This is a genomic window from Paenibacillus sp. FSL L8-0436 (assembly GCF_038593025.1).
In the GTDB taxonomy this organism is placed as follows: Bacteria; Bacillota; Bacilli; order Paenibacillales; family Paenibacillaceae; genus Paenibacillus_AQ.
Genome location: NZ_CP151955.1, coordinates 1225942 through 1252150, shown reverse-complemented (window position 1 = coordinate 1252150; position 26209 = coordinate 1225942). Strand labels below are relative to the sequence as shown.

Sequence of the window (26209 nt, the reverse complement as noted above, 5' to 3'; positions counted from 1 at the left end):
AACTCTGCTGAATTGGGCCAATGTCTATAATGTCCTCTACGTCAGCCAAAAAACTGTGTAATATACAGCATTGCGAGCAATCCGAAGATAAACGAATAGGTGGAGGGCCGCTCATAGCCATGACTATGACTCTCGGGAATCAGCTCCTTATAGACGATGAAGAGCATGGCTCCGGCAGCAAAAGCCAGTCCGTAACCTACGGCATTATTATGCAAATAGCTGGCCGTGCAATAGCCGATGACTGCCGACACCATCTCCATAAGTCCGGTTAAACCGGCCATGAACAGCGCTTTTCGCCGGGTTGCCTGCGAATTCATCAGGAAGATGGCCAGAATCAGTCCCTCCGGCATATTTTGCGCACCAATGGCAATTGCCACCATAGGACCCAGGCTGGCCTGCTCGCTGGCATAGCTGAAACCTGTGCTGAGACCCTCGGGAATGTTGTGGATGAACAATGCGATCAAAACAAGCAGCGCCTTGGAATCCATGTTGGTGAATCCGGGTTTGTTCTCCACGTCGATATGCGGGATGTTGTTCTCGATCAGATCGAGCAGCAGCACACCGGTAATCAGTCCCAGCGTCAGAGCGATGATCCCAGACTCCCTCATCGCCTGCGGCATTAGGCCAAAGGTAGACGCGGAAACCATAATTCCGGCGGTGAAGGCGACCAGCACATCCTTCCACAGCTCGGAAAGTTTTTTCACAAACAGGATGGGAACCACTCCGAGAACAGTCGCCATCGCCGATAAAAAGCTGCCAAGCAGCGCAGTCGCCAAGTCTTCAACCCCTTTTATGGACAGGACCTTTTAGACAAGCTTATGCTTGCGGCAGCTTTCATTATGTCTGCTTGTTGATTTTTCTCTAGGGTGACGGGATCAGCGGCAAGGTCATCAGGTCTTCGTCCAGATAACTGCCGTTCAGCTTCACCGCATTCCGCTCCGTTCCGTAGCAGGTGAATCCCAGCGATTGGTACAGCCGGATGGCTGGAAGGTTATCTGAGAACACTGCCAAATTAAGGATTTCAAGTCCCGGAGACTGCTTGGCCCTCACAATCAGCTCCATCATCAGCACATGCCCCAGCTTCTGCTTCCGTGCCGAGGGACTCACATACATGGCGTACACATTGCCTTTATGGCTGATCTTGTCTCTGCTCTCACGGACAAATGTGACTACACCAACCAGTTCCTCCCGCCCATTAAAGCCGCCAAGTGTGAATTTGCCGTCCACCTCCTGAAGCCTGGCCCGGGTTTTCTCTATCGGCATTCCCGACTCCGCTTCATAGGAGCTGAGGAAAGCCTCAGGATGGTTCAACAACGACTGCAGCCGAATCTCGCGGTATATTTCCGCATCAGCGGAATTAAGAACTCTTATGTACATAGGGGTTATCCCTCCTCCGCCTGAAATGGAATATTTATTCCATATTATAGGCCATTGTTTTGAATTAAGAGAATATGTTTTTTAATATTTTAATAATAAAAACCTATATTATCCTTCGCTTTTGCGCAATTTTATCGTTCATAATGCCTATTTTTTTACAAAAAACTACTTTTATCTACAATAAAAAGCTAATATCACTTAGGTAGACCTATTTTTTTCAAAGGAGGGGTAGTCTCCTAACTATTCACCTTTACAAAAGTACTATTAAACGAAAGCTGGTGTCGTATTGAGAAGGAAGAACAAGGTACGCAGAAATACTCTTATTGTACTACTATGTATTTGTTTGAATCTAATGTCCTTTGGTCAAGCTTTTGCCGCATCCGGTGCTTCCGGGACTTCCGTTGCAGCAAAGGACATATCCGGCCACTGGTCAGAGAATGTCTTAAAAGAATGGCAGCAGCAAGGGTTACTTTCAGGCTATCAGGATGGAACCCTTCAGCCTGACCACAAGATTACCCGCGCGGAATTTGCAGCATTGATTAACAAATCTTTCGGTTATACAAACACAGCGGAAATTGCTTATAAAGATGTTAAAGCATCTAATTGGTTCTACGCGGATATTGCAAAAGCAACTGCCGCAGGATACATAAAAGGATACACTAATCAGACGTTTAGACCTAACCAGCCGCTTACCCGTGAAGAAATGGCAGCCATTGTGAGCTCTATTCTTAAGCTGAGCGCCACCGATTCACCTGCTGCATTTTCGGATACAGCTGTAGGCCACCAGTGGAGCAAGCTCCAGATTAATGCCATTGCTCAAGCCGGCCTTATGAGTGGAAATGATCAAAAATTCAGACCGCTCGACACAGCCACCAGAGCAGAAGCAGTCAGTGTGCTTGACCGGGCATTGAAGTTTGCAGCGGCCAAATCCTCTGAGAAGGTCGTTTATGACAAAGCCGGGAGCTATGGCCCGGAGACAGGTCTTACTACAGTAAAGGGTTCGGTATATATTGAAGCGCCCGGAGTTGTACTGAACAACACGCTTATCACAGGTGATCTGGTGATTGGTGAAGGCGTTGGCAAAGGTGATGTGACGCTAAAGAATGTCACTGTTAAAGGCACCACTACCATTGCCGGAGGCGGTAAAAACAGTATCCACGTAGTGGATTCAGTCCTGGTAACCGTCATTGTCAATAAAAAAGACGGAAGTATCCGAATCGTTACTGAAGGTGCCAGCTCGGTTGAACAGATCACGCTGCAATCCGGCGCGCTACTGGAAGAAGGCAGCGGCACAGGCAGCGGCTTCGGCAATGTCGATCTCTCCGCAGCAATTCCGGCAAATGCACAGGTATCCTTAGCCGGATCCTTCGAGACGGTGGATGTTATGGCAACCTCCATTCAAGTAAACCTGAGTTCCGGTTCGATCGGCCAGCTTCAAGTGGCTCCCGGCGCCGGAAATACGGGAATTGACATTACAGGCGGAGCCCGCATCAATGCTCTAATTCTAAATGCCATTGCCAGAGTAACCGGAACAGGCTCCATTGGCACTGCCTCAATCAATGCCAACGGTTCAACTCTTGCCCAGACTCCTGAGCATGTAAACTACGGCAATAATGCTACAGCTGTCATCGGCACTCCGGTTGTTTCCGGAGGCGGCTCATCCGGCGGTTCGTCCGGTGGTTCATCTGGTGGTTCATCTGGTGACTCATCCGGCGGTTCAAACGGCGGTTCAAACGGCAGCAATCCAGGCACTGTGACAGAGACAGTGTATGGCTTCGAAGGCGTAATTACGGATGTTGACGATCAGCCCGTAGCAGATATGACGATCCATTTCCGTAGAGGCCTCGGAGCAACTACAGGCGAAATCGCAGCAACTGTGGTTACGGATGCGGCAGGTAAATATTTTGCCAATCTGGCCCCTGGCGTTTATACCGGTGAATTATCGAAATCCGGATTTATTACTACTCACGTTGTTGGTGCTTCGCTGAGCACTCATAAGAATATTAACCAGAATGCCACAGCAATCAAAATCCCTGCCAGCGACGAAATTCGAATTGTACTCACTTGGGACTTGCTTCCGCTGGATGAAGATTCACATCTGATTGGTGCTGCACCCAATAATAAGTCATTCCATACCTGGTACGGCGATAAAGTATATAGTTATAATAATCAAACTTATGCCGATCTGGACCATGATGATGTAAATTCTTACGGCCCGGAGACGACCACCATTCGTAAACGTGTGGATGGAAAGTACACCTTCTTCGTTCACAACTTCAGCGGAAACGGCTCAGCCCAAGCGAACACTTTAACCGCTTCCGGTGCCAAAGTAGAAATTTACAACGGCCACAATGCTACGCCTGTTAAAACGTACCACATTCCTGTTACAGACACCAAGATGCTATACTGGTACGTTTTTGATATGAACATATCCGGCAGCGAATTGACCTTTGTGGACAAGAACATGCTGACAGACACGGCTCCAAAGTCTGATCTTGATCAAGACAATGGTCAGGATACTGAGAGTCCTACTGTTAATACAAACTTCCTGAGTGTAGAAAATCATGCCGGTGCCAATGACGTTGTAAATGTGAGAAGCCTTGCACCCGGAGATGTGGTTTCTGTCTACGCAGACGAGATTGACCATAGCCAGTTGTTGCAAACTGCCACAGTGGCCGAAGGCTCAACCAGCGTTAAGCTGACAGGTCTTGATTTCGGTGCAGACAGCACCACTGTCTATATTTCCTTAAAGAAACCGAACCATTCGGAGAGCCATGCTGTACCTATATCTGTCTACTCGGAAGCACAATATGCCGAACTGGAAACAACGGTCGCCGCTTCATTTAAGGATAAAGTACTGCCTGGCACAATGACTGTGGGAGATGTCGTTTATCTGCCTGATCCACAGCAGCCGCTGCCAAGGGACCTCCGCGTAACTGTGTTGAATTATGATGGCCCATCCACAGTGACTGATGATGTATACATCCTAAGAGATTACGCGGTATGGTACATGAATTACAACGGCACCGCAGATCCTGTCGACTATAGCATCAAACTGGAATTAAAACGCGACTTTTCCGCGGTTACCAAAGAAATTATTATTACGGTCCCTAGTGTATTCACCGCGCTGCCTGATTCTGTTGAACTAGCCGATAAAATGCTGCTGGATGGCTCAACTCATCCCGGCCTTGCGGAAGCTGTAACTGCTGCCAAAGCCGTTATAAACAACACCGAAGCAACTGCGGCAGATTGGATCGAAGCCATAAAAGCTCTTCATGAAATTTTTAATCAGATTGCAAGAGAAAACGAATAGTTCATTAAGCAGATTCAAGTATACGTACAAATTAACGCCAAACAGCCAGGCTTCCCGGAGCCTGGCTGTTTGGTGTAGCTATAGCTTCTGCGTTTTGTTATAGCTTCTGCGTATGATTTCCGACTTTCGCTGCAATGAGGAATAACGTAATCAAGCATCTGGAATCCCGGAATGCTAGGCAGTACTGGATTATACAAGTAAAAAGCAGAGGTTCAGGCTGGAGCCCTACGCCTTACGGGTATCACCCGTCGCCTACTAGATCTCAATTAAGGTATGTTCCCCCCACTTGTATGATTGCAGAAAATGCAGCAGAATTGCTCATTCTCCAGCCAAAAAATGACTCTGCTGCATTTCCTGCAGTAGATTCTAGGCAGGATGAGGTTTTGAGGCAATTTCGAGCAATTTGACTGTATGAAGTACAGCAGAATCCAAATTCCGCAAGCTAGCAGCCGATTCTATTGCGCAGAGTACATTAGTTTGAAACCTACATATTCATGCTGCACTTTGCGGCTGCAGGACAGCTCAGGAGCTATGAATGATACATACTGGACCTGAGGACTGTGCTTGAGGGCTGCATTCAAAGGCTGTGGCTATGCTCAGAAGGATAGTTGTACTCTGTGCAGCTAAAACGCACAAATCACGCCCCTCTCAGGAGTTAGATGTATTTCGTACACTTAAAATTCGCAATTCGAGTCATTTACGCTAGATCGCGCAAAAATAAGTGTACGGAGTGCAACTATCTGTAATTTGTCTTCAAACCCCCTGGATTTAGTTGTACGAAGTACACTTAGCAGACTTCAACTGCTAATGTTTCTGCACTCACTCCAATTTATACTACCGTTGTTAACCTTACTATTGCCGCTTTCACTCCGCACTTATCACCTAATTGCCTAATTGCCTAATGGCCCAATCACCGGCTCACCTGCTGATGCTTTAATCCTCCGGCGCCGTTTCCTCACTCCTACTCCATTCCTGCGTCCCTCGATCACCCGCTACTCAAACAGACTCAAATACCGTCCCAGGCCGTTTGCTTCCAGCTCCTCCTTGGGAATAAACCGCAGTGCGGCGGAGTTGATGCGGTAGTGCTGCTTCGCTGGCTCCGGGCCGTCGTGGAACAGATGTCCCAGATAGGCTCCGCTCAGCCTGCTCCGCAGCGCCGTCCGTACTTGACCGCTGCTGTAGTCCGCTTCCCTGCGGATCAGCCCCTCCTCAATAGGTCTGGTAAAAGCGGGCCAGCCGGTGCCGGAAGCGAATTTATCGGCTGAGCTGAACAGCGGATCGCTGCTCAGCACGTCAACATACAGCCCTTCACGGAAATGGTCCCAATATTCATTCTGGTACGGCGGCTCCGTACCCTTGTTCTGCGTGACTTCGTATTGCAGTCCGGTCAGCTGCTTACGCAGCCGCTCCCGGTCTTCGCGGTTGTTCCAGTGCTGCTCAGCGAATTCGCCTCTGCCCGAGCCTTTCAGGTACATTTTATAATCCATCGGGTGGGTCTTATAGTAATCCTGATGCAAAGCCTCCGCCGGATAAAACGGGGCCGCAGGCAGAATCTCCGTCACAATCGGAGCTTTGAACCGCTTGCTTGCCTTCAGCGCCTCCTTCGAGGCTTCCGCCTTCTCCCGTTGCTCTTCGCTGTGCACGAAGACCGCCGTCCGGTAGGAATAGCCCCGATCCATAAATTGCCCGCCCTTATCAGTAGGATCTATGAGCTGCCAATATATCTCCAGCAGACGCTCATACGGGAATAGCTCCGGCTCATAGGTAATCTGCACCGCCTCAATATGCCCTGTCGTCTCTGTTCCCACTTCCTCATAAGTCGGATTGACTGTATGCCCGCCGGTATAGCCAGACACCACCGAAACAATGCCCGGCAGCTCGTCGAACGGCTTGACCATACACCAGAAGCAGCCGCCGGCGAAGGTGGCGAGTTGTTGTACAGCTTTGTCTCCATTCATCCAGAACAACTCCCTCCGAATTTAGTCCAGGCACTTCATCATCCGTCCATGCTGGAATTTCATTATATATGAATATCCTGCTTCTCCAAAGAAATCAGGGCCACCGGCAAGCAAACGAGAATAACAATAACCGGAATGAGCACCGCTTGAATGTAATCTCCCGCACCCGACAGCAGGATCTGCTCCGAGTCCGCTACATACATCCCGGAAAATTTCATGATTTGCGTCATCAGGGAATGATCCGATACCCATTTCAAGAATGCCGAAGACGAATCCTTGAGATAACCTGTAAGAAGTAAATTACCGAAAATAAAGAAAAAGGTTGCCACCACAGCGGAAGCCGCTTTACGGATCAGCACCCCCAGCATCATGATTACGGCGCAATAAGCCGCCAAATACAAGATATTCAACCCGAAAGTCCTGACCGCCTGAATGGAGTCGTCTCTTAAGCTCTCCATCCCGATAGGAGATCCGGTAACAAGCGCCGCAGCCAGATATAAGATGGAGAAGAGTCCGAAAAATTGCAGCAGCCACCAAAAAATCGCCAGCAGCTCCAGCATATATTTACCCATATAATACCCCGGCCGGCTCTGCCCCGAAGCGATTATATTCTGTACCGAACCGTATTCAAAACCTTCTGTAGAGAAAAAGCAGGCATGCATCGGGATAACCAGATATAGGAACAGGGAGAATGAACCGGCGAGCTTTAAGGGCTGCATGGGACTGCTTAATTCATGCCCGCCATGGTTCCCGATGATCACAACCAGCAGAATGGATCCCAGCACAAACACAGCATTGATGCTTTTGAACGCCAGATCTTTTCGCAAATAATAAATTTCAGCCTGCAAAAAATTCCTCATTGACCTTTGCCTCCAATCAGATCCATATAATAGTGTTCCAGATTAGGCGCGGACAGGTTGAACCCTTCAACCGGAATTCCCTGGTGCAGGAGAACCGTCATCAGCTGCTCCAAATCTGCGGCTGCCTTAGGAATTTCAATGGCCCCGGCAGTATTGATGGAGATGTCTTCAAGCTGCAGCTTCTCCTTCAGAAGAGCCATAGCAGCAGCCGGATGAGGTGTTGAAATTGAAATCATTGACTGTGCCGATTGCAGTAATTCACCGGCAGAGACCTCTTTGATCAGCCGCCCCCTATGTATGAACCCGTATTTAGTCGCCAGCAGCTGAAGCTCACCCAGAATGTGACTGGAGATCAAAATCGTTACCCCCTGCTCATGCGCCAGCAGCTCCAGAATCCTCCGCATTTCCACAATCCCCACAGGGTCCAGCCCGTTGATGGGCTCGTCCAGCACAAGGAACTTCGGATGATTAAGCAGCGCGATGGCGAGGCCGAGACGCTGGCGCATGCCGAGGGAATATTGCGAGGTTTTTTTGCTTCCGGCATCCGTTAACGCTACAGTCTGCAGCACCTCCCCGATTCTTGCTTTATCCTGAATTCCGAAGATCCGGCAATAAAAACCCAGGTTCTCCTCGGCATTCATATGCGGATAAAGAGACGGCGTTTCAATCAGAAACCCAACCTGCCGCCTGGCATGGATAAGCTCCTGCTTTTCCCGCTGCCCAAACAGTGAAACTTCTCCGCTTGTCGGGTGTACAAGCCCGCCGATCACTTTCATCAGCGTACTTTTTCCGGCACCATTCTCCCCGACAAATCCGTAGATCTCCCCCTCTTCAATGGTCATATTCAAATGCTGAAGCGCAAACGCGGAGCCATACTTTTTAGTCAGCTCTCTGGTTTCGAACACAAGCGGTTTCAATCAGAACACTCCTTCATCTGGCTGATATGTATACTGGCCAACCTTATCATGGATAAGCGGTCCGGCCACACCGTCTGCTATTTTTAGGCAGGTTATTGTCGTTTTTAAGGAGTACTCCATAACATCTGGCCCGTTTTTCCCTGGAAATGTATAATAGAGCGATAAATACGGAACGGAGTGAAGGCATGATTCATATCGCCGTTTGTGACGACGATCTGCAGGCTGCAGGACAGATTGAGAACCTGATTTTAGATGCACGGCACCAATGTTCGGAAGAGCTGGAGGTATCCCTCTATTACTCCGGGGAAAGTTTCGCCCAGGCTCTTCAGGACGGAGACCGTTTTGACCTTATTTTCATGGATATTGAAATGGGTGCAATGGATGGAATTACAGCGGGGCAAGTGCTGCGGGAAGATGACGGAAATGATCTTGTACAATTGATTTATATCTCCAGCCATGAGCAGTATCATCTGCAGCTGTTCGATGTGCGGCCGTCGGGTTTTATTAAGAAGCCGGTTGAACCGGAAGCATTCATACATAAGCTTATTCCCGCCTTGCAAAAGGCCGTACGTACCCGCCAGCAGGGCAAAACCAACTTCCTCCCGGTACAGCAAAAAGGCAAGGAGCTGCTGATCCCTTTTCGGGACATCCTCTATTTGGAGAGCAGCATCAGACGGGTTTCCCTTATCACGAAGGACAGGGAGATCCAGTATTACGGCATGCTTAAGGATGAGGAGCGCAAGCTGCCCGGCGGTCATTTCGTGCGGATTCACCAATCTTACATTGTGAACTTTTTCTTTATTAAAGAAATCAGTGCGAAGAGGATTACGCTAGTCAGCGGCAAGGAGCTGCCGGTCAGCGAGAAGCACAGCTTATCCGTGCGGAAAGCCTACCTCAGCTTTAGGGGGACGCTCGTATGAATACCATGCTGCGGGAAGAGCTGCTGTATCTCATCACTTTTCCGCTGATTCCTGTAATCCTTCATTATTTCTTCAGCCGCAGCTTCACCTGCCGGATCAAGAGCAACCCTTATCTTGTCCTGATCTACGCTCTCTATATGGCTTGTCATCTCGCGCTGCATCACAGCCAGCTTCCGGACATGGTTCTGCTCACCGCAAATACCGGCTTGATCTTCTTGTTGTCACTGCTCTACCGGGGGGATAACCTGTGGAGAGGGTATTCCGCCTTTTTTGTTACGGCTCTCATCTTTCTTGGCGAAGCCGTGATGCCGTTTGCGTATACGGATAGCGGATACATAACAAACCTCTTTCTTTCCAAGCTGCTGGTATTGTCACTCGTATACCTTCTGCTGCGAATCACCAAAGGGGAAGGACGCGGTAATTTAGCGGGATGGTACTGGAGTCTGCTGTTGATCTGCCCTGTTCTGAGCGTTATTACTTTGGTCTCGCTGTCGGACAACTTCTTCTTCCAGGCGTATCCCAACCTGTTCCCCGTGGTACCTACCCTGCTGCTGGCGATCAACTGCCTGATTTTTGTGCTCAGCGACCATATCCTGTGTGTGCAGTCCGAGAGAAGCAAACGTCTGCTGCTGGAACAGCAGAACACCTACTATGTTAACCAATATCTGATGACCCGGGACAAACAGGAGGAAGCCTTCAAATTTCAGCATGACTTCAAAAACATTCTGCTTGGCCTGCGCGCCGGGCTTGCCAAAGATGAAGAAACTTCCGTCCATGAACTGGACCGGCTGCTGGGCACAATTGGACAGCCTGCAGGCAGCTGCGATACCGGAAACCCGGTCATTGATGCGATGATCAGCTACAAGGAGCAGACCGCAGGCAGCTATGACACCCCCTTTCGCTTAGAGCTGAACATTCCGCCGCAGCTTGAGCTGGACACTACGGTGATCAGCGTCATTCTCGGCAATACCCTGGACAATGCAATTGAAGCCTGCCGGGAGACCTTTAATCAGGAACGTTATGTCTTGATCCATATGCATTATCTGAATGACAGCTTGTTCATAAAAATTCAGAATCCGTATACCCATGAAATCAGCACCAACCGTTATGGTGAAATCTCCTCGACCAAGGCCGATACACGGTCGCATGGCATCGGACTGCGAAACATCCGGAAAACTGTGGAGGAATGGGGTGGCCTGCTGGATATTACCTATGACAGCGCTCTGTTTCAAGTGGAGGTCGTTCTGTTCCATATTCCAAGAACGCTTGCCGCTTCCGGTTGAAGCCGCGCAAAAAAGGGTAACGGACAGCACAAACCTTTCACTTCAGCCACATCCTGGCGAAGCTGGTCCGGCGTCTGCCCGTTATGGTGCTGCCGAAATGGATGCGCACCCAGACCCATCCCATTGCCCTGTCAGACGTACTGCTTGCTTTGAAGAAAGAGTATAGGCAACGCCGCATTAAACGGCCGTGCGATTGATGTAGGCGGCCCTGACAGCATGACCTACAAAGAGATGATGCAGAGAATGGCGAAGGTGATGCACAAGCACAGAACCTTCTATGATATTCCGCTGCTGACCATCAACCTCTCTAGCCTCTGGGTCACGCTGATTACCGGGGCGCCGAAGAAGCTGGCCCCAGCTTATTACATCATGCCGCCCATACCGCCCAAGCCAATCTATCATAGCTAATACAGCACAAAAAGCCACCTCCCGGTGGCTTATTTGTCTTTATTGCTGTCCCAAATGTCCTTATGCGTCCAACCTGCATGCACTAGAAGAAGCAGTGTCAGGATCATAACAAATTCTCTGAAACTATTGGAAGTACTCTCTATGTTGTATCCAAAAACAATATTCAACCGGCCCCACATCAGATTGAGGCAGAGCAGCGCGACGGTAATGTAGGTCACCCATACACTGCGGAGATACAAATTATAACTCCGCTGCGGGCCGCGTCCGATGAAATATTTACTGTAACGGATCACATAGGCGGTGAACACGAAAAATGCAATGGCTTCCAGTGTGAATATAGTTAAATTAATAATTTCCATGTAGGTCATCTCCTCTCTTGCCTAAGCCGGAACGGTGCAGGTCAATAAGGCTTTCGATATCATTCGATTCATAGGCTTCCTGGATTCTGCCTAGTTTTTCAATCTCCCGTTTTACACGACTGGGTTTGATCTCGCTCTTTCTGAATATATCGAGGAGCTTCACTTGTCGACGACCTCCTCACCATTGGTTTTATCGGTGCTCCCTCTTTCTATTAGAAGTTTGACGAGTGTACGATTGTATTGGTTAAGCTGTTTCTCGTTCTCCTCATCGCGTTTCTGATAGTTCTGAATGATCTTTTCCTTACTGGCTAACTGCCTAACGCTCCAGATTAATGCAATAGAGAGAAGGACATTGAGCACGACTGAACCGCTGTTGTCGTTGAATAGGCCAGTCAATGCGTTCAAATCCATCATCATCCCCCCGTTCGTTGTTGGTCTGAGATTCCTGTTGTTTCCGGGTCTAAGCATTATCTGCTCAACCTGTCCAACCTTTCGGCACAAGATATATCATGCTTCGAGCCGGAAGATCGTATATTGTAATCTATTCTTTTTCTATAATTTTGATTGGGTAAAATAGTATTTTGTTAGAATCGCTCGCCTTCCACCTGAACTATTAATCATTCCTGCTGTATCCGGACAACAAAAAAACGGGACCTGTGAAGGTCCCGTTTCTTTGGATAAATAAGGTTGTGTAGACGAATTACATCATGCCGCCCATACCGCCCATACCGCCCATATCTGGCATTCCGCCGCCTTTTTCAGGCTCCGGTTTGTCAGCGATGACAGCTTCGGTGGTCAGGAACATTGCAGCTACGGATGCTGCGTTTTGCAGCGCGTAACGAGTTACTTTGGCAGGGTCAACGATCCCTGCTTCGAACATGTTCACCCACTCATCGGTAGCAGCGTTGTAGCCGATGCCGATAGCTTCTTTTTTCAGACGGTCCACGATTACGGAACCTTCTTGACCAGCGTTTGCTGCGATTGTGCGGACAGGCTCTTCCAGAGCGCGCAGTACAATGTTCACGCCTGTTTTTTCGTCGCCTACTGCATTCACAGCAGCTACAGCAGCATATACGTTCACAAGAGCAGTACCCCCACCGGATACGATACCTTCTTCAACCGCAGCGCGGGTTGCGTTCAGGGCATCTTCGATGCGAAGCTTGCGTTCTTTAAGTTCTGTTTCAGTTGCAGCGCCTACTTTAACAACGGCTACGCCGCCGGCCAATTTAGCCAGACGCTCCTGCAGTTTTTCCTTGTCGAACTCGGAAGTGGTTTCTTCCAGTTGGGAACGGATTTGGCTTACGCGTGCATTGATGTCCGCTTTGTCGCCGCTTCCGTCTACGATTGTAGTGTTTTCTTTGGTTACGCGCACTTGACGGGCGTTACCCAGTTGTTCGATAGAAGTGCTTTTCAGGTCCAGTCCAAGCTTCTCGGTGATCACTTGGCCGCCAGTCAGGGCAGCGATGTCCTGCAGCATAGCTTCGCGGCGGTCGCCAAAGCCAGGAGCTTTAACAGCAACAGCGTTGAATGTTCCGCGCAGTTTGTTCACGATCAGCATCGCCTGTGCTTCGCCTTCGATATCTTCAGCGATGATTACGAGCGGACGCGCCTGTTGTACGATCTTCTCAAGCAGCGGAAGAATTTCTTGCGTGCTGCTGATTTTTTTGTCGGTGATCAGGATGTACGGGTTCTCCAGAACAGCTTCCATCTTGTCCGTATCAGTGATCATATAAGGGGAAATATAGCCACGGTCGAACTGCATGCCTTCTACCACTTCAAGCTCAGTCAGGAATCCGCGGGATTCTTCAACGGTGATTACGCCGTCTTTTCCGACTTTTTCCATAGCTTCAGCAATCAGTTGGCCCACTTCATCGTCAGCAGCGGAGATAGCAGCTACTTGAGCGATAGCCTGGGAGTCTACGATTGGTTTAGCAATATTCTGTAGTTCAGCAACAGCTGCCTTAACCGCTTTGTCGATCCCTTTGCGGATAACCATCGGGTTAGCACCTGCAGTTACGTTCTTCAGGCCTTCACGGATCATGGCTTGTGCCAGAACAGTTGCAGTTGTAGTACCGTCACCAGCTACATCGTTGGTTTTGGTAGCAACTTCTTTAACGAGCTGTGCGCCCATGTTCTCGAATGCATCTTCAAGCTCGATTTCTTTGGCGATGGTAACACCGTCATTGGTGATCAGCGGGCTGCCGAATTTCTTCTCAAGCACCACGTTGCGGCCTTTAGGTCCGAGTGTAACTTTTACCGCATTTGCCAAAGCATCAACACCGCGCAACATCGAGCGGCGAGCGTCTTCACTGAATTTAATTTCTTTTGCCATTGTGTAATTAACCTCCTAAATTTTTGTGAACGTTACCTCACTGAATTGGCTTCGACAAAAATCACTTCGAAAGCACACGCTTAAGTTATGTGAGCGTTACTTCTTGAATCGGTATCGTGCAAAACTGGCGTTTGAAAACATCGCTTAGTTTTGTGTAAGTAATTTAGCTATAACTTATGAACGGTCTTCTTAGTCAAGAATCGCGTGAATGTCGCTTTCCTTCATAATCAAATATTCTTTACCTTCGTATTTGATTTCAGTTCCGGCATATTTCGAGAAAATCACGCGGTCGCCTTCTTTAACTTCGAGTGGTACACGCACTCCGTCTTTCAATACACCGCTGCCTACAGCGATAATTTTACCCTCTTGCGGTTTCTCCTTAGAGGAGTCCGGAAGCACAATCCCGAAAGAAGTGGTTTCCTCTTGCTCGCTTGGTTCTACCAATACGCGTTCACCTAGTGGTTTGATCATGAAAAATAGCCTCCTTTGAAATTATGTTGTTTACCTTGAAAACATAGATAGGGTACCGGTGAATCCCAAGGATTCATGCGGCAGTTATGAAAATATCGTCTTAAGCGCAGCTTTTAAGCGCTAATCCCATATTTTCGAGCAGCATTAGCACTCAACCCTCTGTAGTGCTAACAACAATTTTTATGATACTCAACTTGAGGACGGATTTCAAGTCCTTTTACGTAAATTGTGATCTGTTTTTGGAAAAAATATGGTTTCGGAGGTTGTCCGACACATACTCTCTTACATTCTATCCAGCAGAAAATAAAATATGCTGCGGATTGTCAGCGCAACGAACGTTTCTCCGCCAATCGGATGCCGGGCCTCGCCAATCGGCTGTTAGTATGCAGTTTCAATAGGCTATGCCCTAGTATCCCGCTGGCAGAAGCCAGCCCCAACTGCAGCAGCCGGCCACAGCCGCAGAGCAGCCCTGCGGGAGTCTTCTCCCCGCCGGGCCTACTCTTTCCTGACGTAGCGTGCCTCCCGCTCGTTGTCCATAGCCAGCTGCTTGCGGTAAACGAACGCAGACAGAAACACGCTGAACTCATACAGCACCAGCAGCGGGATCGTCACCAAAAAGTCCGAGATGAAATCGGGTGGTGTGATGACCACTGCGATGAAGACGAGCGCAAAATAGGCGTATCTCCGCATCTTACGCAGCCGCAGCGGATTGAGAATTCTCAGCTTCGTCAGGAACATAACAAGCAGCGGCAGCTCAAAGAGCAGAGCCAGCGGAATCACCAGGCTGAACATAAAGCTGAAATACTGTGCGATTCCGTAGGTTTCTTCCAGTCCCATGCCGCGGGTGATCGAGATGGTAAACGACAGCGCCATCGGAAATACAATGTAATAGGCAAAGGCAATGCCCAGCAGAAAAAGGATAAACACATAGGGCACATACCGCAAAGCCGCACTCCGCTCCACTTGCCGCAGCCCGGGACTGATGAAAGCCCACAGCTGATAGACGATGAAAGGCAGGGATACCGTTAGCGAAACTGCCATGGCAATCTTCATGTACATGCCAATGCCATCCCAGAAAGAGAAGGCATGCAGCACAAAACCCTGGGCATGGTCCGCATGGATCAGGTATAAATAGATCGGTTTGGCGACGAACAGTCCGCCTATGAGACCCACTACAAAAACAATCAGCACGTAGATAATCCGCCTACGCAGTTCGGTGAGATGTTCAACTACCGACATTTCTTCCGGTTCCAGAGTCATGACAGACACCACCCATTTGACATATGTATAGCATGATTAATGGCAGAAAAAAAGGGCGTCTTCCCAGTCTGAAACAGAACTGAGAGAAACGCCCCCGCGTAATGGATGGTATTACTCCGGCAGGCGTCTGTCCTGCGGGAGTTCTGTTGCTAATATGTGCGGGGCCGGCGGAACAGGAGCCTCACTCTTCTTGGCCGGCTCAGGTTCGCTGATAATTTCACGCGCCCCGTCCTTAAATTCGCGGAAGGTCCGCCCGACTGCCCGGCCAAGCTCAGGAAGCTTGTTGGGGCCAAAGAGCAATAGCGCTAAAATGACCAGTAAAATAATTCCGGGAGCACCAATACCGTTTAGCATAGTCATTCCTCCTTGTTACTTTGTCCGTTCATGATATCGTTAACAATAAATTAATAATACCATAACTTATGTCACACATCCATCTGTTATCCGGGGTGATTTCTGTGACATTACTGGAATTGACAAGTTTATTGACGGTATTGGCCGGTTACCATGAGCAGCGCTTCAGGCAGCTGATCCATAATCGCTGCCAGATTCTCATGGACACCCTTCGGTGTACCCGGCAAATTAACGATCAGCGTTCTCCCGCGAATGCCGCAAATACCGCGGAACAGCATAACCGCGCGGTTCTTCTGCATGACGGTACTGCGCATGGCCTCAGAGAGGCCGGGCACCTCCCGCTCAATTACACGCCGTGTAGCTTCCGGCGTAACATCACGAATCGCCAAATCAGTCCCTCCGGTAGTCAGCACCAGATCCGCCTGAAAATAATCCGTAAGTTCAATCAAAGCAGCTATGATCTCATCCTGCTCATCCGGCACGATCCGGTACTCAATAATCTCACCGCCAAGCTCCTCTTCCACCAGCTCCCGAATAACCTGGGCGCTCGTGTCTTCCCGTTCGCCCCTGGCCCCTTTATCGCTGGCCGTCAGGATTGCTGTTTTCCACGCCATAGGTTGTCCCTCCCTCTCTATGTATTATGTATGGAAGGCCTGCAATGTGCTGCCTTCTCGCACTTTCCGCCAAGAAGAACGGCTGCGCCGCCCTTTTTAGCAAATAAATACGCCTCGGGTGTTGCTCTGAAAGACACTCAGGTATCTGTTGTTGCGCTAAGCCTATTGCCACTGCTATGCTTCCAGCGCGTAATCTCCGTTTTTCCCGCCGCTCTTGGATACCAGCATCGTCGGACCGATGATCATGTCCTTTTGCAGCGCCTTGCACATGTCATATACAGTCAGCGCCGCCGCAGAAACCGCAGTCAGCGCCTCCATCTCCACTCCGGTCTTTCCGGTCGTCTTGACGGTTGCTTCTATATAGAGTTCATCTTCGCTGTTATCCGAGAAGCTGATATCAACACCGGTAAGCGGCAGCGGGTGGCACATTGGAATCCAGCTGGAGGTGTTCTTCGCGGCCATAATTCCGGCAACCTGGGCAACAGCCATAACATCGCCTTTGCCGATCTTGCCCGCTTTAATGGCCGCAAGCGTGTTCGGGTCCATCTGCACCTTGCTCCGCGCGACAGCTGTCCGCTTGCTAATTTCCTTGTCGCTGACATCCACCATGCGCGCTCTGCCCTGCTCATTGAAATGGGTTAACTCCACAGCTCTCTCTCCTTCCGGCAATGAATAATGCCGTCTTCCGTAATCAGCATGTCCATATAGGCATCATGGTCATCCATCGGCACTTCCTGCACCAGCTGCAGTCCGTACGCCAGTCCGGCCCATACCGGCGGTCTGGCGGCTTCCGGAAGCTCCGCTTCCCAAGCTGCCCGCAAGCGGTCATAGTAGCCGCGCCCGTAACCGAGCCGTCCGCCCCGGGAGTCGAAGGCCAGCCCCGGCACGAATACAACATCCGGCACTCCCTCAGGGCACTGGAGCTCTATAGCGCCGGTAATCGGCTCTTGAATCCCGTAAGCTCCCGGCGCCAAATCCTCCCAGGAAGCTACCGCATGCAGGCTCATTCTTCCGCTGGCCTGAATTACCCGGGGCAGCAATACCTTACGCGCTTGCCCCCAAGCCGCAGTGATAAGCGGACGTGTATCCAGCTCCGAGCGGAACGAAACATAGGCCATGAATGAAGATGCTCCTTCCTGCCGGAGCCATTCTGATGCATGACTGCAGGCCAGAGAAGACCAGGACGTCCTCTGATCCAAGGACAGACTGTCACGGAGAGCGGCTTTCTCCGCGCGAAGCTCCCGCTTCCACTCAGCTAGCGGGAGCTTTTGGCCCGTCATAGGCAGCCGCCTCCTCTTGTTCATATACCTAGCTTATCATAGTTTGTAAACTCAGTTTACCACTCTTCCCCCCGGTTCGCCAAGGTAGCTTGAATCACGTTGTTATACGAATCATTACCCAACTATTTTTCGCTCCATTACCCGAATTTCCACTTAAGACGCTGGGGTCCACCTCTCGCGCCGCAAACGCTTTTCATGTAAACTATAGAATAAGTATGTAATATGGCCGAAGCGTTCAAAGCCGAGGCGAAATAAGCAAGGGCGGAGGTTTCATCGGTATGCTTCTTCAAGCGACAGGAATTACGAAATCATATGGGATACAAAGCGTGCTGGACGGCATAAGCCTGCAAGTAAACGAGAAGGAAAGAGTGGGGCTTGTCGGTGTCAACGGCGCCGGCAAATCCACCTTTCTGCAGATTCTCGCAGGCGAGATGTCTTTTGACAGCGGGCAAATTCATAAATCCAAGGAAACCACAATCGGCTACCTGGCCCAGAACAGCGGCCTCCAGTCGGACAAGACCATTCAGGAGGAAATGCTGGCTGTCTTTGCTCCGCTGATTGAAGCGGAAGCCGAGCTGCGGCAGCTGGAAGCCAGTATCGCCGATCCCCTGCTCGCGGAGGATCCCAAGCGGTATGAGGACCTGCTGGAACGGTATGCCAAACGTTCGGATTGGTTCAAGGACCACGGCGGATATGAGATGAATACACGGATTCGCAGCGTGCTTCATGGTATGGGCTTCGGTGAATTTGCACCGGAGACACCTATCGCGACGCTAAGCGGCGGCCAGAAGACTCGGCTGGCACTGGCCCGTATCCTGCTTCAGGCTCCGGATCTGCTCATGCTGGATGAGCCGACCAACCATCTGGATATCGAGACGCTCACCTGGCTGGAGGATTACCTGCGCGGCTATGCCGGCGGCATCCTGGTCGTCTCCCATGACCGGTATTTCCTCGACCGGCTGGTCACGACCATCGTTGAGATCGAACGGCATCAGTCCCGGAGATACACTGGAAACTACAGCCGCTACATGGAGCTGAAAGCTGCGGAGTATGAAATCCGCATGAAGCAATATGAGAAGCAGCAGGATGAAATCTCGCGGATGGAGGATTTCGTGCAGCGTAATATCGTGCGCGCCTCCACCACCAAGCGTGCGCAGAGCCGCCGCAAAGCACTCGATAAAATGGACCGCCTCGACAAACCGCTGGGTGATCTCAAGAAGGCCAGCTTCTCCTTCGAGCCTGATTTCATGTCGGGCAAAGAGGTGCTGCAGCTCCGTGACGTCGCTGTGGCCTTCAGCGAAAAATCGGCACCGCTGTTTCAGCACGCTTCCTTCGAGCTGCGGCGCGGCGAAACTGCGGCGCTGATTGGCCCGAACGGGATCGGAAAATCCACGCTGCTGCAGTGCCTGACTGGCACGCGCGAACCTTCGGCCGGAACGGTCAACTGGGGAACAAAAGTGAAAATCGCTTACTACGACCAGGAACAAACCCGGCTGAATCCGCGCAATACGGTGCTGGAAGAGTTATGGAGCGAGTACCCGATGCTGGAAGAAGCGCGAATCCGCACTATCCTCGGCAACTTCCTGTTCAGCGGCGAGGATGTCCTGAAGAAAGTCGCTGCCCTCAGCGGCGGCGAGAAAGCACGGGTAGCACTCTCCAAGCTCATGCTGCGCGGTGCGAACATGCTCATTCTCGATGAGCCGACCAACCATTTGGATCTGGTGAGCCGTGAAGTGCTGGAATCGGCGCTAATCGATTTCGAGGGAACGCTGCTTTTTATCTCCCATGACCGTTATTTTCTTAATAAAATGGCCGAGCGTGTTCTGGAGCTTCACCCCGGCGGCATCGACCAATATCTCGGAAATTATGACGACTATGTCGAGAAGAAGAAGGAGCTTGAAGACATCGCACTGGAGGAAGCCGAACTTGCCTCTGCCAAAGCGTCCCGGAATGCTGACATCGAAGCTTCAGCAGCGGAAAAAGGCACCGCTTCTTCCTATGAAGCCGACAAACAGGCCAAACGCGAGGAACGCAACCGCCAGCGGCGGATTTCCGAGCTGGAAGAGAACATTGCCCGGCTTGAGGAAGACATCGCCCGTGTCGAAAATGAAATGACCAAACCTGAAGTTTATCAGGACTATATGGCGCTTCAAGAACATGAAAGCGACCTGAAGAGCAAGAAAGCGGATCTTACAGAATTATTTAGCGAATGGGAAAACCTTGCTGACGAATAATGTAAATGCGTTAAATAAATATTTTTTAAGTGTTTCTGATTTGTTCAAAAATACTTATCCACAAGCTCATCCACAGATTTCGTGTATAACTCACGCTTCAAAAAGGCCCTTGGGGCCTTTTTTTAGGCGTAAAATCGCTATTTTCGTTGTCAAGGACTTTTTATCCACCGAATTATCCACATTATCCACAATTTCCACAAGAAATGTCCTCTGGAGAAATCAGCATTTTGAGGCTTCAAAAAAAGGGCGTTATTGCTGATTTTACACGGTTTTTACACAACCCGGACAGAATATGTGGATAACGTTGTCCACATCTTGACAAAAGATGCATTCGCTAATTTTCTACCTTTTTCGCCAAAAAAATTAGAGGTGCTCCGCAGTAAAAAGCCCTCATCCTGCTGTGCACAGGATGAGGGCTTTTTCATATTCTCCTCAGTCAGAAAACTCAACGGCCTGGAGAGGATTCTTCGCGCTCCTTTAGGATTCCGCGGCCTGAAATTCCGCTGCCACCGGATCAGCCTCTTCCCCGGCAGACAACAGCGCCGAATTACACGCAGCAATGTAGGCAATCCCCGCCGCCATTACAATATCCTGATGGATCGCTGTCCCCCGGAATTTGCAGCCTGCCCATTCCACCATTACAGCAGCCTCAGCCTGGGCGTTCTCACCGCTGCCGAGTGAATGCAGCTCCAGACCGTCAAAGCGGATCTCTTCAGTGATGCCTTGCGCGATCGCTGCAATGACTGCCTCCAGCGGACCGTTGCCGGTGCTGGTATGCGAGGTCTCCTTGCCGCTTTTCAGGTGATTCACCGTAACGGCAGCTACACGGCGCGGCGCACTGCCGGCCAGCACCTGAACCTCGCCCAGCCCATAGACCTGCGCCTGCTGCCCTGTTGTGCTGCTGACCATTCGCAGCAGTTCGTCGTCGCTGACGGCCTTTTGACGGTCAGCAGTCTCCTTGAACGATTCGTAGAGCGCATCAAGCTCTGCCGAATCCAAGGCAATGCCGTACTTCGCTGCCCGGTCCTTCAGCGCATGTCTGCCGGAGTGCTTACCCAGAATGATCATGCTGCGCGGAATGCCCAGCCGTTCAGGGTCCATGATCTCATAGGTGCTGCGGTCCTTCAGCAGGCCGTCCTGATGAATCCCCGATTCATGCTGGAAGGCGTTTCTGCCGACAACCGGCTTGTTGTAGGCAATCGGAAAATGCATCGCCCCGCTGATGATCCGGGAAGTATCGTACAGTTTTTCGAGAACGATTCCCGTCTCTGCACCAAGGACGTCCCCGCGGGTTTCCAGAGCCATAACCAATTCCTCCAATGCACAGTTGCCAGTACGTTCACCAACGCCGTTGACCGTGACCTCGATTTGGGTCGCGCCGCCCTCGATCGCTGCCAGGCTGTTCGCTACAGCAAGGCCCAAATCGTTGTGGCAATGGGCACTGTAGCTCACGTTCCCGCCGCCTCTGGCACCCAGCCGCACCCGGCGGAACATCTCTCCGTATTCCTGCGGCAGCGCATAGCCGACTGTATCCGGCAGATTAATAATAGTCGCCCCTTCTTCAATGACCGCTTCCACCATCTCGATCAGATCGTCGATCCCTGTCCGTGCGGCATCCATGGCGGTAAATTCCACGACATCGCAGAACTGGCGGGCATAGGCTGTCATTTCGCGGGCGGCAGCAACCACCTCGGGTCTGCTTTTGCGCAGCTGATGGCGCAGGTGAATGTCGGAAGAGGAGATGAACAGGTGAATCCGCCGGCGCTGCGCATCCCGGGTTGCCCGGACTGCGGCATCGATGTCACCCTTGACCGCGCGGGCGAAGCCGCAAATTTCTACGCCCTCCACCTTGCGGGAAATCGTCTCCACCGCTGCAAAATCACCCGGACTCGAGACCGGGAATCCCGGCTCCAGCACATCGACACCCAGTTCGGCGAGCTTGTAGGCCAATATTATCTTTTGCTCGGGAGTCAGGCTCGCCCCGGGGGCCTGCTCACCGTCTCGCAGTGTCGTGTCAAAAATCTGTATACGTTTCTTCACCGGAATAATCATGGAATAACCTCCTGAAAGTGGGTTGATTGACCGCATCCCCTTAGTGTGAGTATGCATTTTGCTGAGTTGGCCAGCGTGATGGTCTGAGCTTTTGTATTACATTTTGGATTACATTTTTTGCATTTCCGCTTGTATTACAGTTTGTATTACAGTCTGTCTAACACATTGTCATCCTGTCTGTCTCACACTTTGTCTTCCAGTCTGGTCTTACGTGTTCTTCCCTGGCACTTCGCGCAGAACCGCACGTCGACTTGCGGCCCTGCTGATTTCCCGCCCACTGCTGCCGGCAGCAAGTAGAGAGTGGACCTCCCGCAGCATTGCGGAAAGCCGTCACTCTCAAACGCCGTTACCGGAGGTGTCCGGTTCCCCGTTCACCTCCTGAACAACGCAAAAACCCGCCGTCTCAATAAAGAGACGGCGGGTCACCCCTCCGCGGTACCACTCTTTTTGACGCATAGGCTCCTGGTAATGCCAAGCCCAGCTGCGTCCAGCTCTTCCCCATGTATCCCGTACCTGCTCGCTCCATAAGGAACCAACCGCGATACATGAAGGTCTGTTAACGGGGACAACCGTTGCGGCGTACCTCATGCCCTTCCGCCGCTCCGCTCCCGGGCGAGATTCAATGTTTTCCGGTGACTGCGTCGCACCACCCCGCAGCTCTCTGTTCACCTTCGTCATCTACTGCTCCCGTTCATTGCGTGTATTGATATTGATTTTGACCTCTGAATCCCTGAAAATCCATACAAAAAAGCCTGCCATCTCATTCAAGAGACGACAGGCTGTTAACCTTCGCGGTACCACTCTTGTTGATATCACGGATCAGCCAAACCTCTGCCATCCTAAGATATCCACTTTATAGCCAAGCAAGAACATCCGGCCTCATAATAATTCCGCCTGTCTTACCCGACCACCCTCTCACGGAGGTAACCCGTAACGGTGTACGAAAGGTACGGCAATCCTGCACGCCGTTCAACACTCCTGTGAACAGGAGGTCCCTGCTTCCACCGCTCCGCTCCCGGACGAGTTCAGGGCTCCTTCGACTGCGTCGCACCTGCCCGCAGTTCTCTTATCCCGGAGTTTCCTTACTGCTTCCATTCATCGCGTTTGTTTCGTTTAATTGCTCTTGATTATACCCGCGCCTCCAGATGCTGTCAATAGGCGGCTACTGACCACTTCTCCAGCGACAAGCCGGGATCGGCCACCATGTCCAGCGGTGTGTCTCCGTCATGTATCCATTTGACATAGGCCGCCGCGCCGATCATCGCCGCATTGTCGGTGCAGTACACCGGCGGCGGGATGATCAGTTCGATCTTTTCCCTGTCACAACGGGCAATCAACGCTTCACGCAAGCCCTTGTTCGCGGCAACCCCGCCGCACAGCAGCAGTTGTTTGGCCTCGCAGGCTTTTACGGCACGCACGGCTTTCTCTACGAGCACCTCGACAACCGACTCCTGGAAACCGCGGGCGATGCCGGCAACATCCGGTGTGAGCCCCTTCATCTTGCTCTGGTTGACTACATTCAGCACAGCCGACTTCAGACCGCTGAAGCTGAAATCATAGGAATCCGGCTCCAGCCAGACCCGCGGCAGCGGCACAGCTTCCTCCGCCTCCCGGGCCAGCCGGTCTACATGGGGGCCGCCGGGATAAGGAAAACCAAGCGCCCGCGCCACTTTGTCATAAGCCTCGCCTACTGCATCGTCACGGGTGCGTCCAATAATCCGGAATTCCCCTTCCCGTTCCATGTTCACGAGTTCAGTGTGTCCCCCGGACACAACAAGAGTCATGCAGGGATATTGCAATTCCTTGACCAGCCGGTTGGCATAAATATGCCCGGCAATATGATGCGTGCCGATCAGCGGCTTGCCCCAGGCCAGCGCAAGACTCTTGGCCGCAACTACGCCAACCAGCAGCGCGCCGACCAGCCCAGGACCCTGCGTTACGGCAACTGCGGTCAGCTGTTGCGGCTCAACACCCGCCGCTGCCAATGCTTCTTCGATCACCAGCGTTATAACCTCGACATGCTTGCGTGAAGCCACCTCAGGAACTACACCGCCGAACGCACGGTGTGTCTCAATCTGGCTTGAAATAATATTCGACAACACCTCGCTGCCGTCCTTGATGACCGCGACCGATGTCTCGTCACAGCTGGTTTCAATGGCTAATATAAGTACAGGCTGAGCTCCGCCCGTTTCTGTCTTCATTTCAGATCCACGCTTCCTTCCATCATTCCATGCTCCTCGTACTCCGGCAGATCCGCCCACATAATAAGCGCATCCTCACGGTTGTCCGAATAGTAGCCCTTGCGGGTACCCGCGGGCCGGAAGCCTTTTTTTCGATATAAATTCTGGGCTACCTCGTTTGTGACCCGCACCTCCAGCGTAATCGACTTCATGCCTAAATAAGCGGCTGTCTTCATCAGTTCATCCAGCAGCCTGTCCCCCCATTTGCGTCCCCGGTAGGCCTCGAGCAGGGCGATGTTTGTCACATGGGCTTCGTCCACAATTGCCCACATTCCGGCGTACCCGATAATATGGCTCTCCAGCTCCATAACCATATATCTAGCGAAATGATTATGCGTCAGCTCGTTGCGGAACGCTTCCTCGGTCCATGGCATAGTGAAGGCTTCCCGCTCAATTACAAGAATTTCGGGAATATCCTCCAGCTTCATCAGGCGGAAAATAAGCTCGCTCCCCTGGTCTCTAATTGGCTCCGATTCCGTCATCTTTTGTTCAGGCTCCCTTCACTGCTCCGGCGCAGATTCGCTTCCGCTTCGGAAAGCTGGGTATAGTTCGGGATTAACCCGTGAATATCGTCACTCCCCGCCAGCAGCCGTTCCTCACCGAGGAAGCCTGTCCAGCGGCCTTCCAGCTCATAAGGCACGGCCCGCACACAACCTTCTTCCATCAATGTACGAAGGCTCTCCTCGCTGCCGTGCAGCTCGGTCTCCCCGACAAACCACAGGATACGCGGCTTTACGCCCTCTGCCGCTGCCTGCTTATGCCGTTCTTCCAGCTGCAGCACCCAGTCTGCCATAAGGCGGATCGCATCGGGCTCAAGCCGCTTCGGGGCTTCATCGCCATTGGCGGCAAACAACGCCGTATAGGCTTGGCCCCGGCGCGCGTCGAGCAGCGGAATAATCCAGTCCGGGCCGTTCCCGGCCTTCTCCGGCACCTGTCCTCCGGCTTCCGGGTGCTGCTGCGCAAGAGCGGCGCCCAGGCCGCCCCAGGCCAGTGCATGCAGGCTCGACACGCCCGCTACCGGAACCTTCCAGGCCCAGGCCAGCGTCTTCGCTGCTGTAACCGCAATGCGCGTTCCCGTATACGAACCAGGCCCGACTCCGACGGAGACTCCAGCCAGCATATCTGAGGTAGTCCCCGAAGCCTGCAGCGCCTCCTGAATAATCGGCAGCAGATGAACCGAATGGTTCCGCTCCCCGGATGCATTAATTTCATGCAAAAGCCTGCCGTCTCCGGTGATGGCCACACCCAGGACAGCCGTTGATGTATCCAGCGACAAAAACCGCTTGCGCGGCTCTTTATTTTCATTCGTCATCTTTCTTTACCCCACTTCTGGATCAGAGCCCGGCAGACCTCGCCGTAGGGCTCTCCGATTCCGGTAACCGTGATCAGTCGTTCGTCCGGCCCGGTTGTTTCCATGTATATATGCAGATGCCGCGGCGGCATCAACTCTTGTATAATGCTGCTCCATTCCACCAGGCAAACGCCCTGTCCGTAAAAATATTCATCCAGCCCCAGCTCGTCCGCTTCCTGAAGCGAAATCCGGTATACATCCATATGATACAGCGGCAATCTGCCTTCATATTCTTTAATAATTGTAAAAGTAGGACTGTTTACAATCCCTTGTACGCCCAAATGGCGGGCATACCTCTGCGAGAATGCCGTTTTGCCCGCACCCAAATCGCCGTCCAGGCCGATAACCATCCCCGCCGTTGAAGCAGCGGCGACAGCGGCAGCGAGCCGCTCCGTATCCTGCAAGCTGTAAGAACGGTAAGTAAACACCGTTTCAACATTATTGTCCAAGCTGCAACTACCACCTTTTAGAATATACCTTGCCGGTAACAATACTCTTAATTATATCGGTATGGTACTGCTACCGCAACAACCCGCTCTACTCCTTTCCCTCGGCAGCAAAGCCCCCGTTGAAGGTCTTTCTTATACTGCAAGTGCAGTTATCCTTTCCCGTGCGCAGGGAGCGCA

At 51.5% G+C, this 26209-nt stretch carries 25 protein-coding genes and 1 other annotated feature; of the genes, 5 read left to right on the top strand and 20 right to left on the bottom strand.

Going from position 1 to position 26209, the window contains the following annotated elements:
* Positions 1 to 41 precede the first annotated feature (41 nt).
* Both NSS79_RS05740 and NSS79_RS05735 read right to left on the bottom strand, forming a co-directional pair.
* The gene (locus NSS79_RS05740) at positions 42 to 776 is read right to left on the bottom strand and encodes a ZIP family metal transporter (protein ID WP_341090179.1); all 735 of its coding nucleotides are present in this window, start codon (positions 774 to 776) and stop codon (positions 42 to 44) included.
* Positions 777 to 861: 85 nt separating this feature from the next.
* On the bottom strand, positions 862 to 1377 hold the full coding sequence (locus NSS79_RS05735; RefSeq protein ID WP_342438618.1) for a GNAT family N-acetyltransferase: 516 nt from the start codon (positions 1375 to 1377) through the stop codon (positions 862 to 864).
* 286 nt (positions 1378 to 1663) lie between these two features.
* Between NSS79_RS05735 and NSS79_RS05730 the strand changes: the two genes are divergently transcribed.
* Entirely contained in the window at positions 1664 to 4690 is a 3027-nt protein-coding gene (locus NSS79_RS05730) for an S-layer homology domain-containing protein (RefSeq protein WP_342438617.1), read from the top strand.
* Positions 4691 to 5682: 992 nt separating this feature from the next.
* Here the strand turns inward: NSS79_RS05730 and msrA are convergent.
* The 3 genes from msrA to NSS79_RS05715 form a co-directional block, all read right to left on the bottom strand.
* Positions 5683 to 6648, bottom strand: a complete 966-nt coding sequence (gene msrA / locus NSS79_RS05725) for a peptide-methionine (S)-S-oxide reductase MsrA (RefSeq protein WP_342438616.1) — start codon at positions 6646 to 6648, stop codon at positions 5683 to 5685.
* Positions 6649 to 6710: 62 nt separating this feature from the next.
* Positions 6711 to 7508 (bottom strand): hypothetical protein, encoded by a 798-nt coding sequence (locus tag NSS79_RS05720; protein WP_342438615.1) that lies wholly within the window; start codon positions 7506 to 7508, stop codon positions 6711 to 6713.
* A complete protein-coding gene (locus NSS79_RS05715) occupies positions 7505 to 8425 on the bottom strand; it encodes an ATP-binding cassette domain-containing protein (RefSeq protein WP_342438614.1) in 921 nt (306 codons plus the stop codon). Before NSS79_RS05715 ends, NSS79_RS05720 begins: the two co-directional genes overlap by 4 nt.
* A gap of 185 nt (positions 8426 to 8610) precedes the next feature.
* Between NSS79_RS05715 and NSS79_RS05710 the strand changes: the two genes are divergently transcribed.
* The 3 genes from NSS79_RS05710 (at position 8611) to NSS79_RS05700 (ending at position 11036) form a co-directional block, all read left to right on the top strand.
* Positions 8611 to 9345 (top strand): LytTR family DNA-binding domain-containing protein, encoded by a 735-nt coding sequence (locus tag NSS79_RS05710; protein WP_342438613.1) that lies wholly within the window; start codon positions 8611 to 8613, stop codon positions 9343 to 9345.
* Positions 9342 to 10628 carry a GHKL domain-containing protein gene (locus NSS79_RS05705; protein WP_342438612.1) on the top strand — a complete coding sequence of 429 codons (1287 nt, stop codon included), beginning with the start codon at positions 9342 to 9344 and terminating at the stop codon, positions 10626 to 10628. Before NSS79_RS05710 ends, NSS79_RS05705 begins: the two co-directional genes overlap by 4 nt.
* Before the next feature lie 216 nt (positions 10629 to 10844).
* Positions 10845 to 11036 (top strand): hypothetical protein, encoded by a 192-nt coding sequence (locus NSS79_RS05700; protein ID WP_342438611.1) that lies wholly within the window; start codon positions 10845 to 10847, stop codon positions 11034 to 11036.
* Between the two features lie 29 nt (positions 11037 to 11065).
* On the opposite strand, the gene NSS79_RS05695 is transcribed toward NSS79_RS05700, so the two are convergent.
* The 10 genes from NSS79_RS05695 to NSS79_RS05650 form a co-directional block, all read right to left on the bottom strand.
* Positions 11066 to 11395, bottom strand: a complete 330-nt coding sequence (locus NSS79_RS05695) for a hypothetical protein (protein WP_342438610.1) — start codon at positions 11393 to 11395, stop codon at positions 11066 to 11068.
* A complete protein-coding gene (locus NSS79_RS05690; RefSeq protein ID WP_156130817.1) occupies positions 11382 to 11558 on the bottom strand; it encodes a hypothetical protein in 177 nt (58 codons plus the stop codon). Before NSS79_RS05690 ends, NSS79_RS05695 begins: the two co-directional genes overlap by 14 nt.
* Positions 11555 to 11863, bottom strand: coding sequence for a hypothetical protein (locus NSS79_RS05685; protein ID WP_342438609.1), 309 nt, complete (start codon positions 11861 to 11863; stop codon positions 11555 to 11557). Before NSS79_RS05685 ends, NSS79_RS05690 begins: the two co-directional genes overlap by 4 nt.
* A gap of 232 nt (positions 11864 to 12095) precedes the next feature.
* Positions 12096 to 13727 carry a chaperonin GroEL gene (gene groL / locus NSS79_RS05680; protein WP_342438608.1) on the bottom strand — a complete coding sequence of 544 codons (1632 nt, stop codon included), beginning with the start codon at positions 13725 to 13727 and terminating at the stop codon, positions 12096 to 12098.
* Positions 13728 to 13916: 189 nt separating this feature from the next.
* Complete coding sequence (gene groES, locus NSS79_RS05675) at positions 13917 to 14198, bottom strand: co-chaperone GroES (RefSeq protein ID WP_038586703.1); 282 nt, start codon at positions 14196 to 14198, stop codon at positions 13917 to 13919.
* Positions 14199 to 14693: 495 nt separating this feature from the next.
* The gene (gene tatC, locus NSS79_RS05670; protein ID WP_038586700.1) at positions 14694 to 15458 is read right to left on the bottom strand and encodes a twin-arginine translocase subunit TatC; all 765 of its coding nucleotides are present in this window, start codon (positions 15456 to 15458) and stop codon (positions 14694 to 14696) included.
* 111 nt (positions 15459 to 15569) lie between these two features.
* The gene (tatA, locus tag NSS79_RS05665; protein ID WP_038586698.1) at positions 15570 to 15812 is read right to left on the bottom strand and encodes a twin-arginine translocase TatA/TatE family subunit; all 243 of its coding nucleotides are present in this window, start codon (positions 15810 to 15812) and stop codon (positions 15570 to 15572) included.
* A 128-nt stretch (positions 15813 to 15940) separates the two neighbouring features.
* The gene (locus NSS79_RS05660) at positions 15941 to 16426 is read right to left on the bottom strand and encodes a MogA/MoaB family molybdenum cofactor biosynthesis protein (RefSeq protein WP_038586695.1); all 486 of its coding nucleotides are present in this window, start codon (positions 16424 to 16426) and stop codon (positions 15941 to 15943) included.
* Positions 16427 to 16600: 174 nt separating this feature from the next.
* Positions 16601 to 17074, bottom strand: coding sequence for a cyclic pyranopterin monophosphate synthase MoaC (moaC, locus tag NSS79_RS05655; RefSeq protein WP_076113504.1), 474 nt, complete (start codon positions 17072 to 17074; stop codon positions 16601 to 16603).
* Complete coding sequence (locus tag NSS79_RS05650; protein WP_342438607.1) at positions 17065 to 17706, bottom strand: 5-formyltetrahydrofolate cyclo-ligase; 642 nt, start codon at positions 17704 to 17706, stop codon at positions 17065 to 17067. Before NSS79_RS05650 ends, moaC begins: the two co-directional genes overlap by 10 nt.
* Before the next feature lie 278 nt (positions 17707 to 17984).
* Here NSS79_RS05650 and NSS79_RS05645 point away from each other — a divergent pair, with 278 nt between their 5' ends.
* Positions 17985 to 19940, top strand: a complete 1956-nt coding sequence (locus NSS79_RS05645; RefSeq protein WP_342438606.1) for an ABC-F family ATP-binding cassette domain-containing protein — start codon at positions 17985 to 17987, stop codon at positions 19938 to 19940.
* A 477-nt stretch (positions 19941 to 20417) separates the two neighbouring features.
* Here the strand turns inward: NSS79_RS05645 and NSS79_RS05640 are convergent, their stop codons facing one another.
* From NSS79_RS05640 to tsaE, 5 genes are all read right to left on the bottom strand, one after another.
* Positions 20418 to 21992: a 2-isopropylmalate synthase gene (locus tag NSS79_RS05640; RefSeq protein ID WP_342438605.1), complete on the bottom strand. Its 1575-nt coding sequence runs from the start codon at positions 21990 to 21992 to the stop codon at positions 20418 to 20420.
* Positions 21993 to 22399: 407 nt separating this feature from the next.
* Positions 22400 to 22696: a binding site (T-box leader), on the bottom strand.
* 447 nt (positions 22697 to 23143) lie between these two features.
* Positions 23144 to 24193 carry a tRNA (adenosine(37)-N6)-threonylcarbamoyltransferase complex transferase subunit TsaD gene (gene tsaD / locus NSS79_RS05635; RefSeq protein WP_342438604.1) on the bottom strand — a complete coding sequence of 350 codons (1050 nt, stop codon included), beginning with the start codon at positions 24191 to 24193 and terminating at the stop codon, positions 23144 to 23146.
* Positions 24190 to 24714, bottom strand: a complete 525-nt coding sequence (rimI, locus tag NSS79_RS05630; protein WP_342438603.1) for a ribosomal protein S18-alanine N-acetyltransferase — start codon at positions 24712 to 24714, stop codon at positions 24190 to 24192. Before rimI ends, tsaD begins: the two co-directional genes overlap by 4 nt.
* Complete coding sequence (tsaB, locus tag NSS79_RS05625) at positions 24711 to 25544, bottom strand: tRNA (adenosine(37)-N6)-threonylcarbamoyltransferase complex dimerization subunit type 1 TsaB (RefSeq protein ID WP_342438602.1); 834 nt, start codon at positions 25542 to 25544, stop codon at positions 24711 to 24713. The genes rimI and tsaB overlap by 4 nt, the downstream gene beginning before the upstream one ends.
* A complete protein-coding gene (tsaE, locus tag NSS79_RS05620; protein ID WP_342440306.1) occupies positions 25541 to 26011 on the bottom strand; it encodes a tRNA (adenosine(37)-N6)-threonylcarbamoyltransferase complex ATPase subunit type 1 TsaE in 471 nt (156 codons plus the stop codon). Before tsaE ends, tsaB begins: the two co-directional genes overlap by 4 nt.
* Positions 26012 to 26209 lie beyond the last annotated feature (198 nt).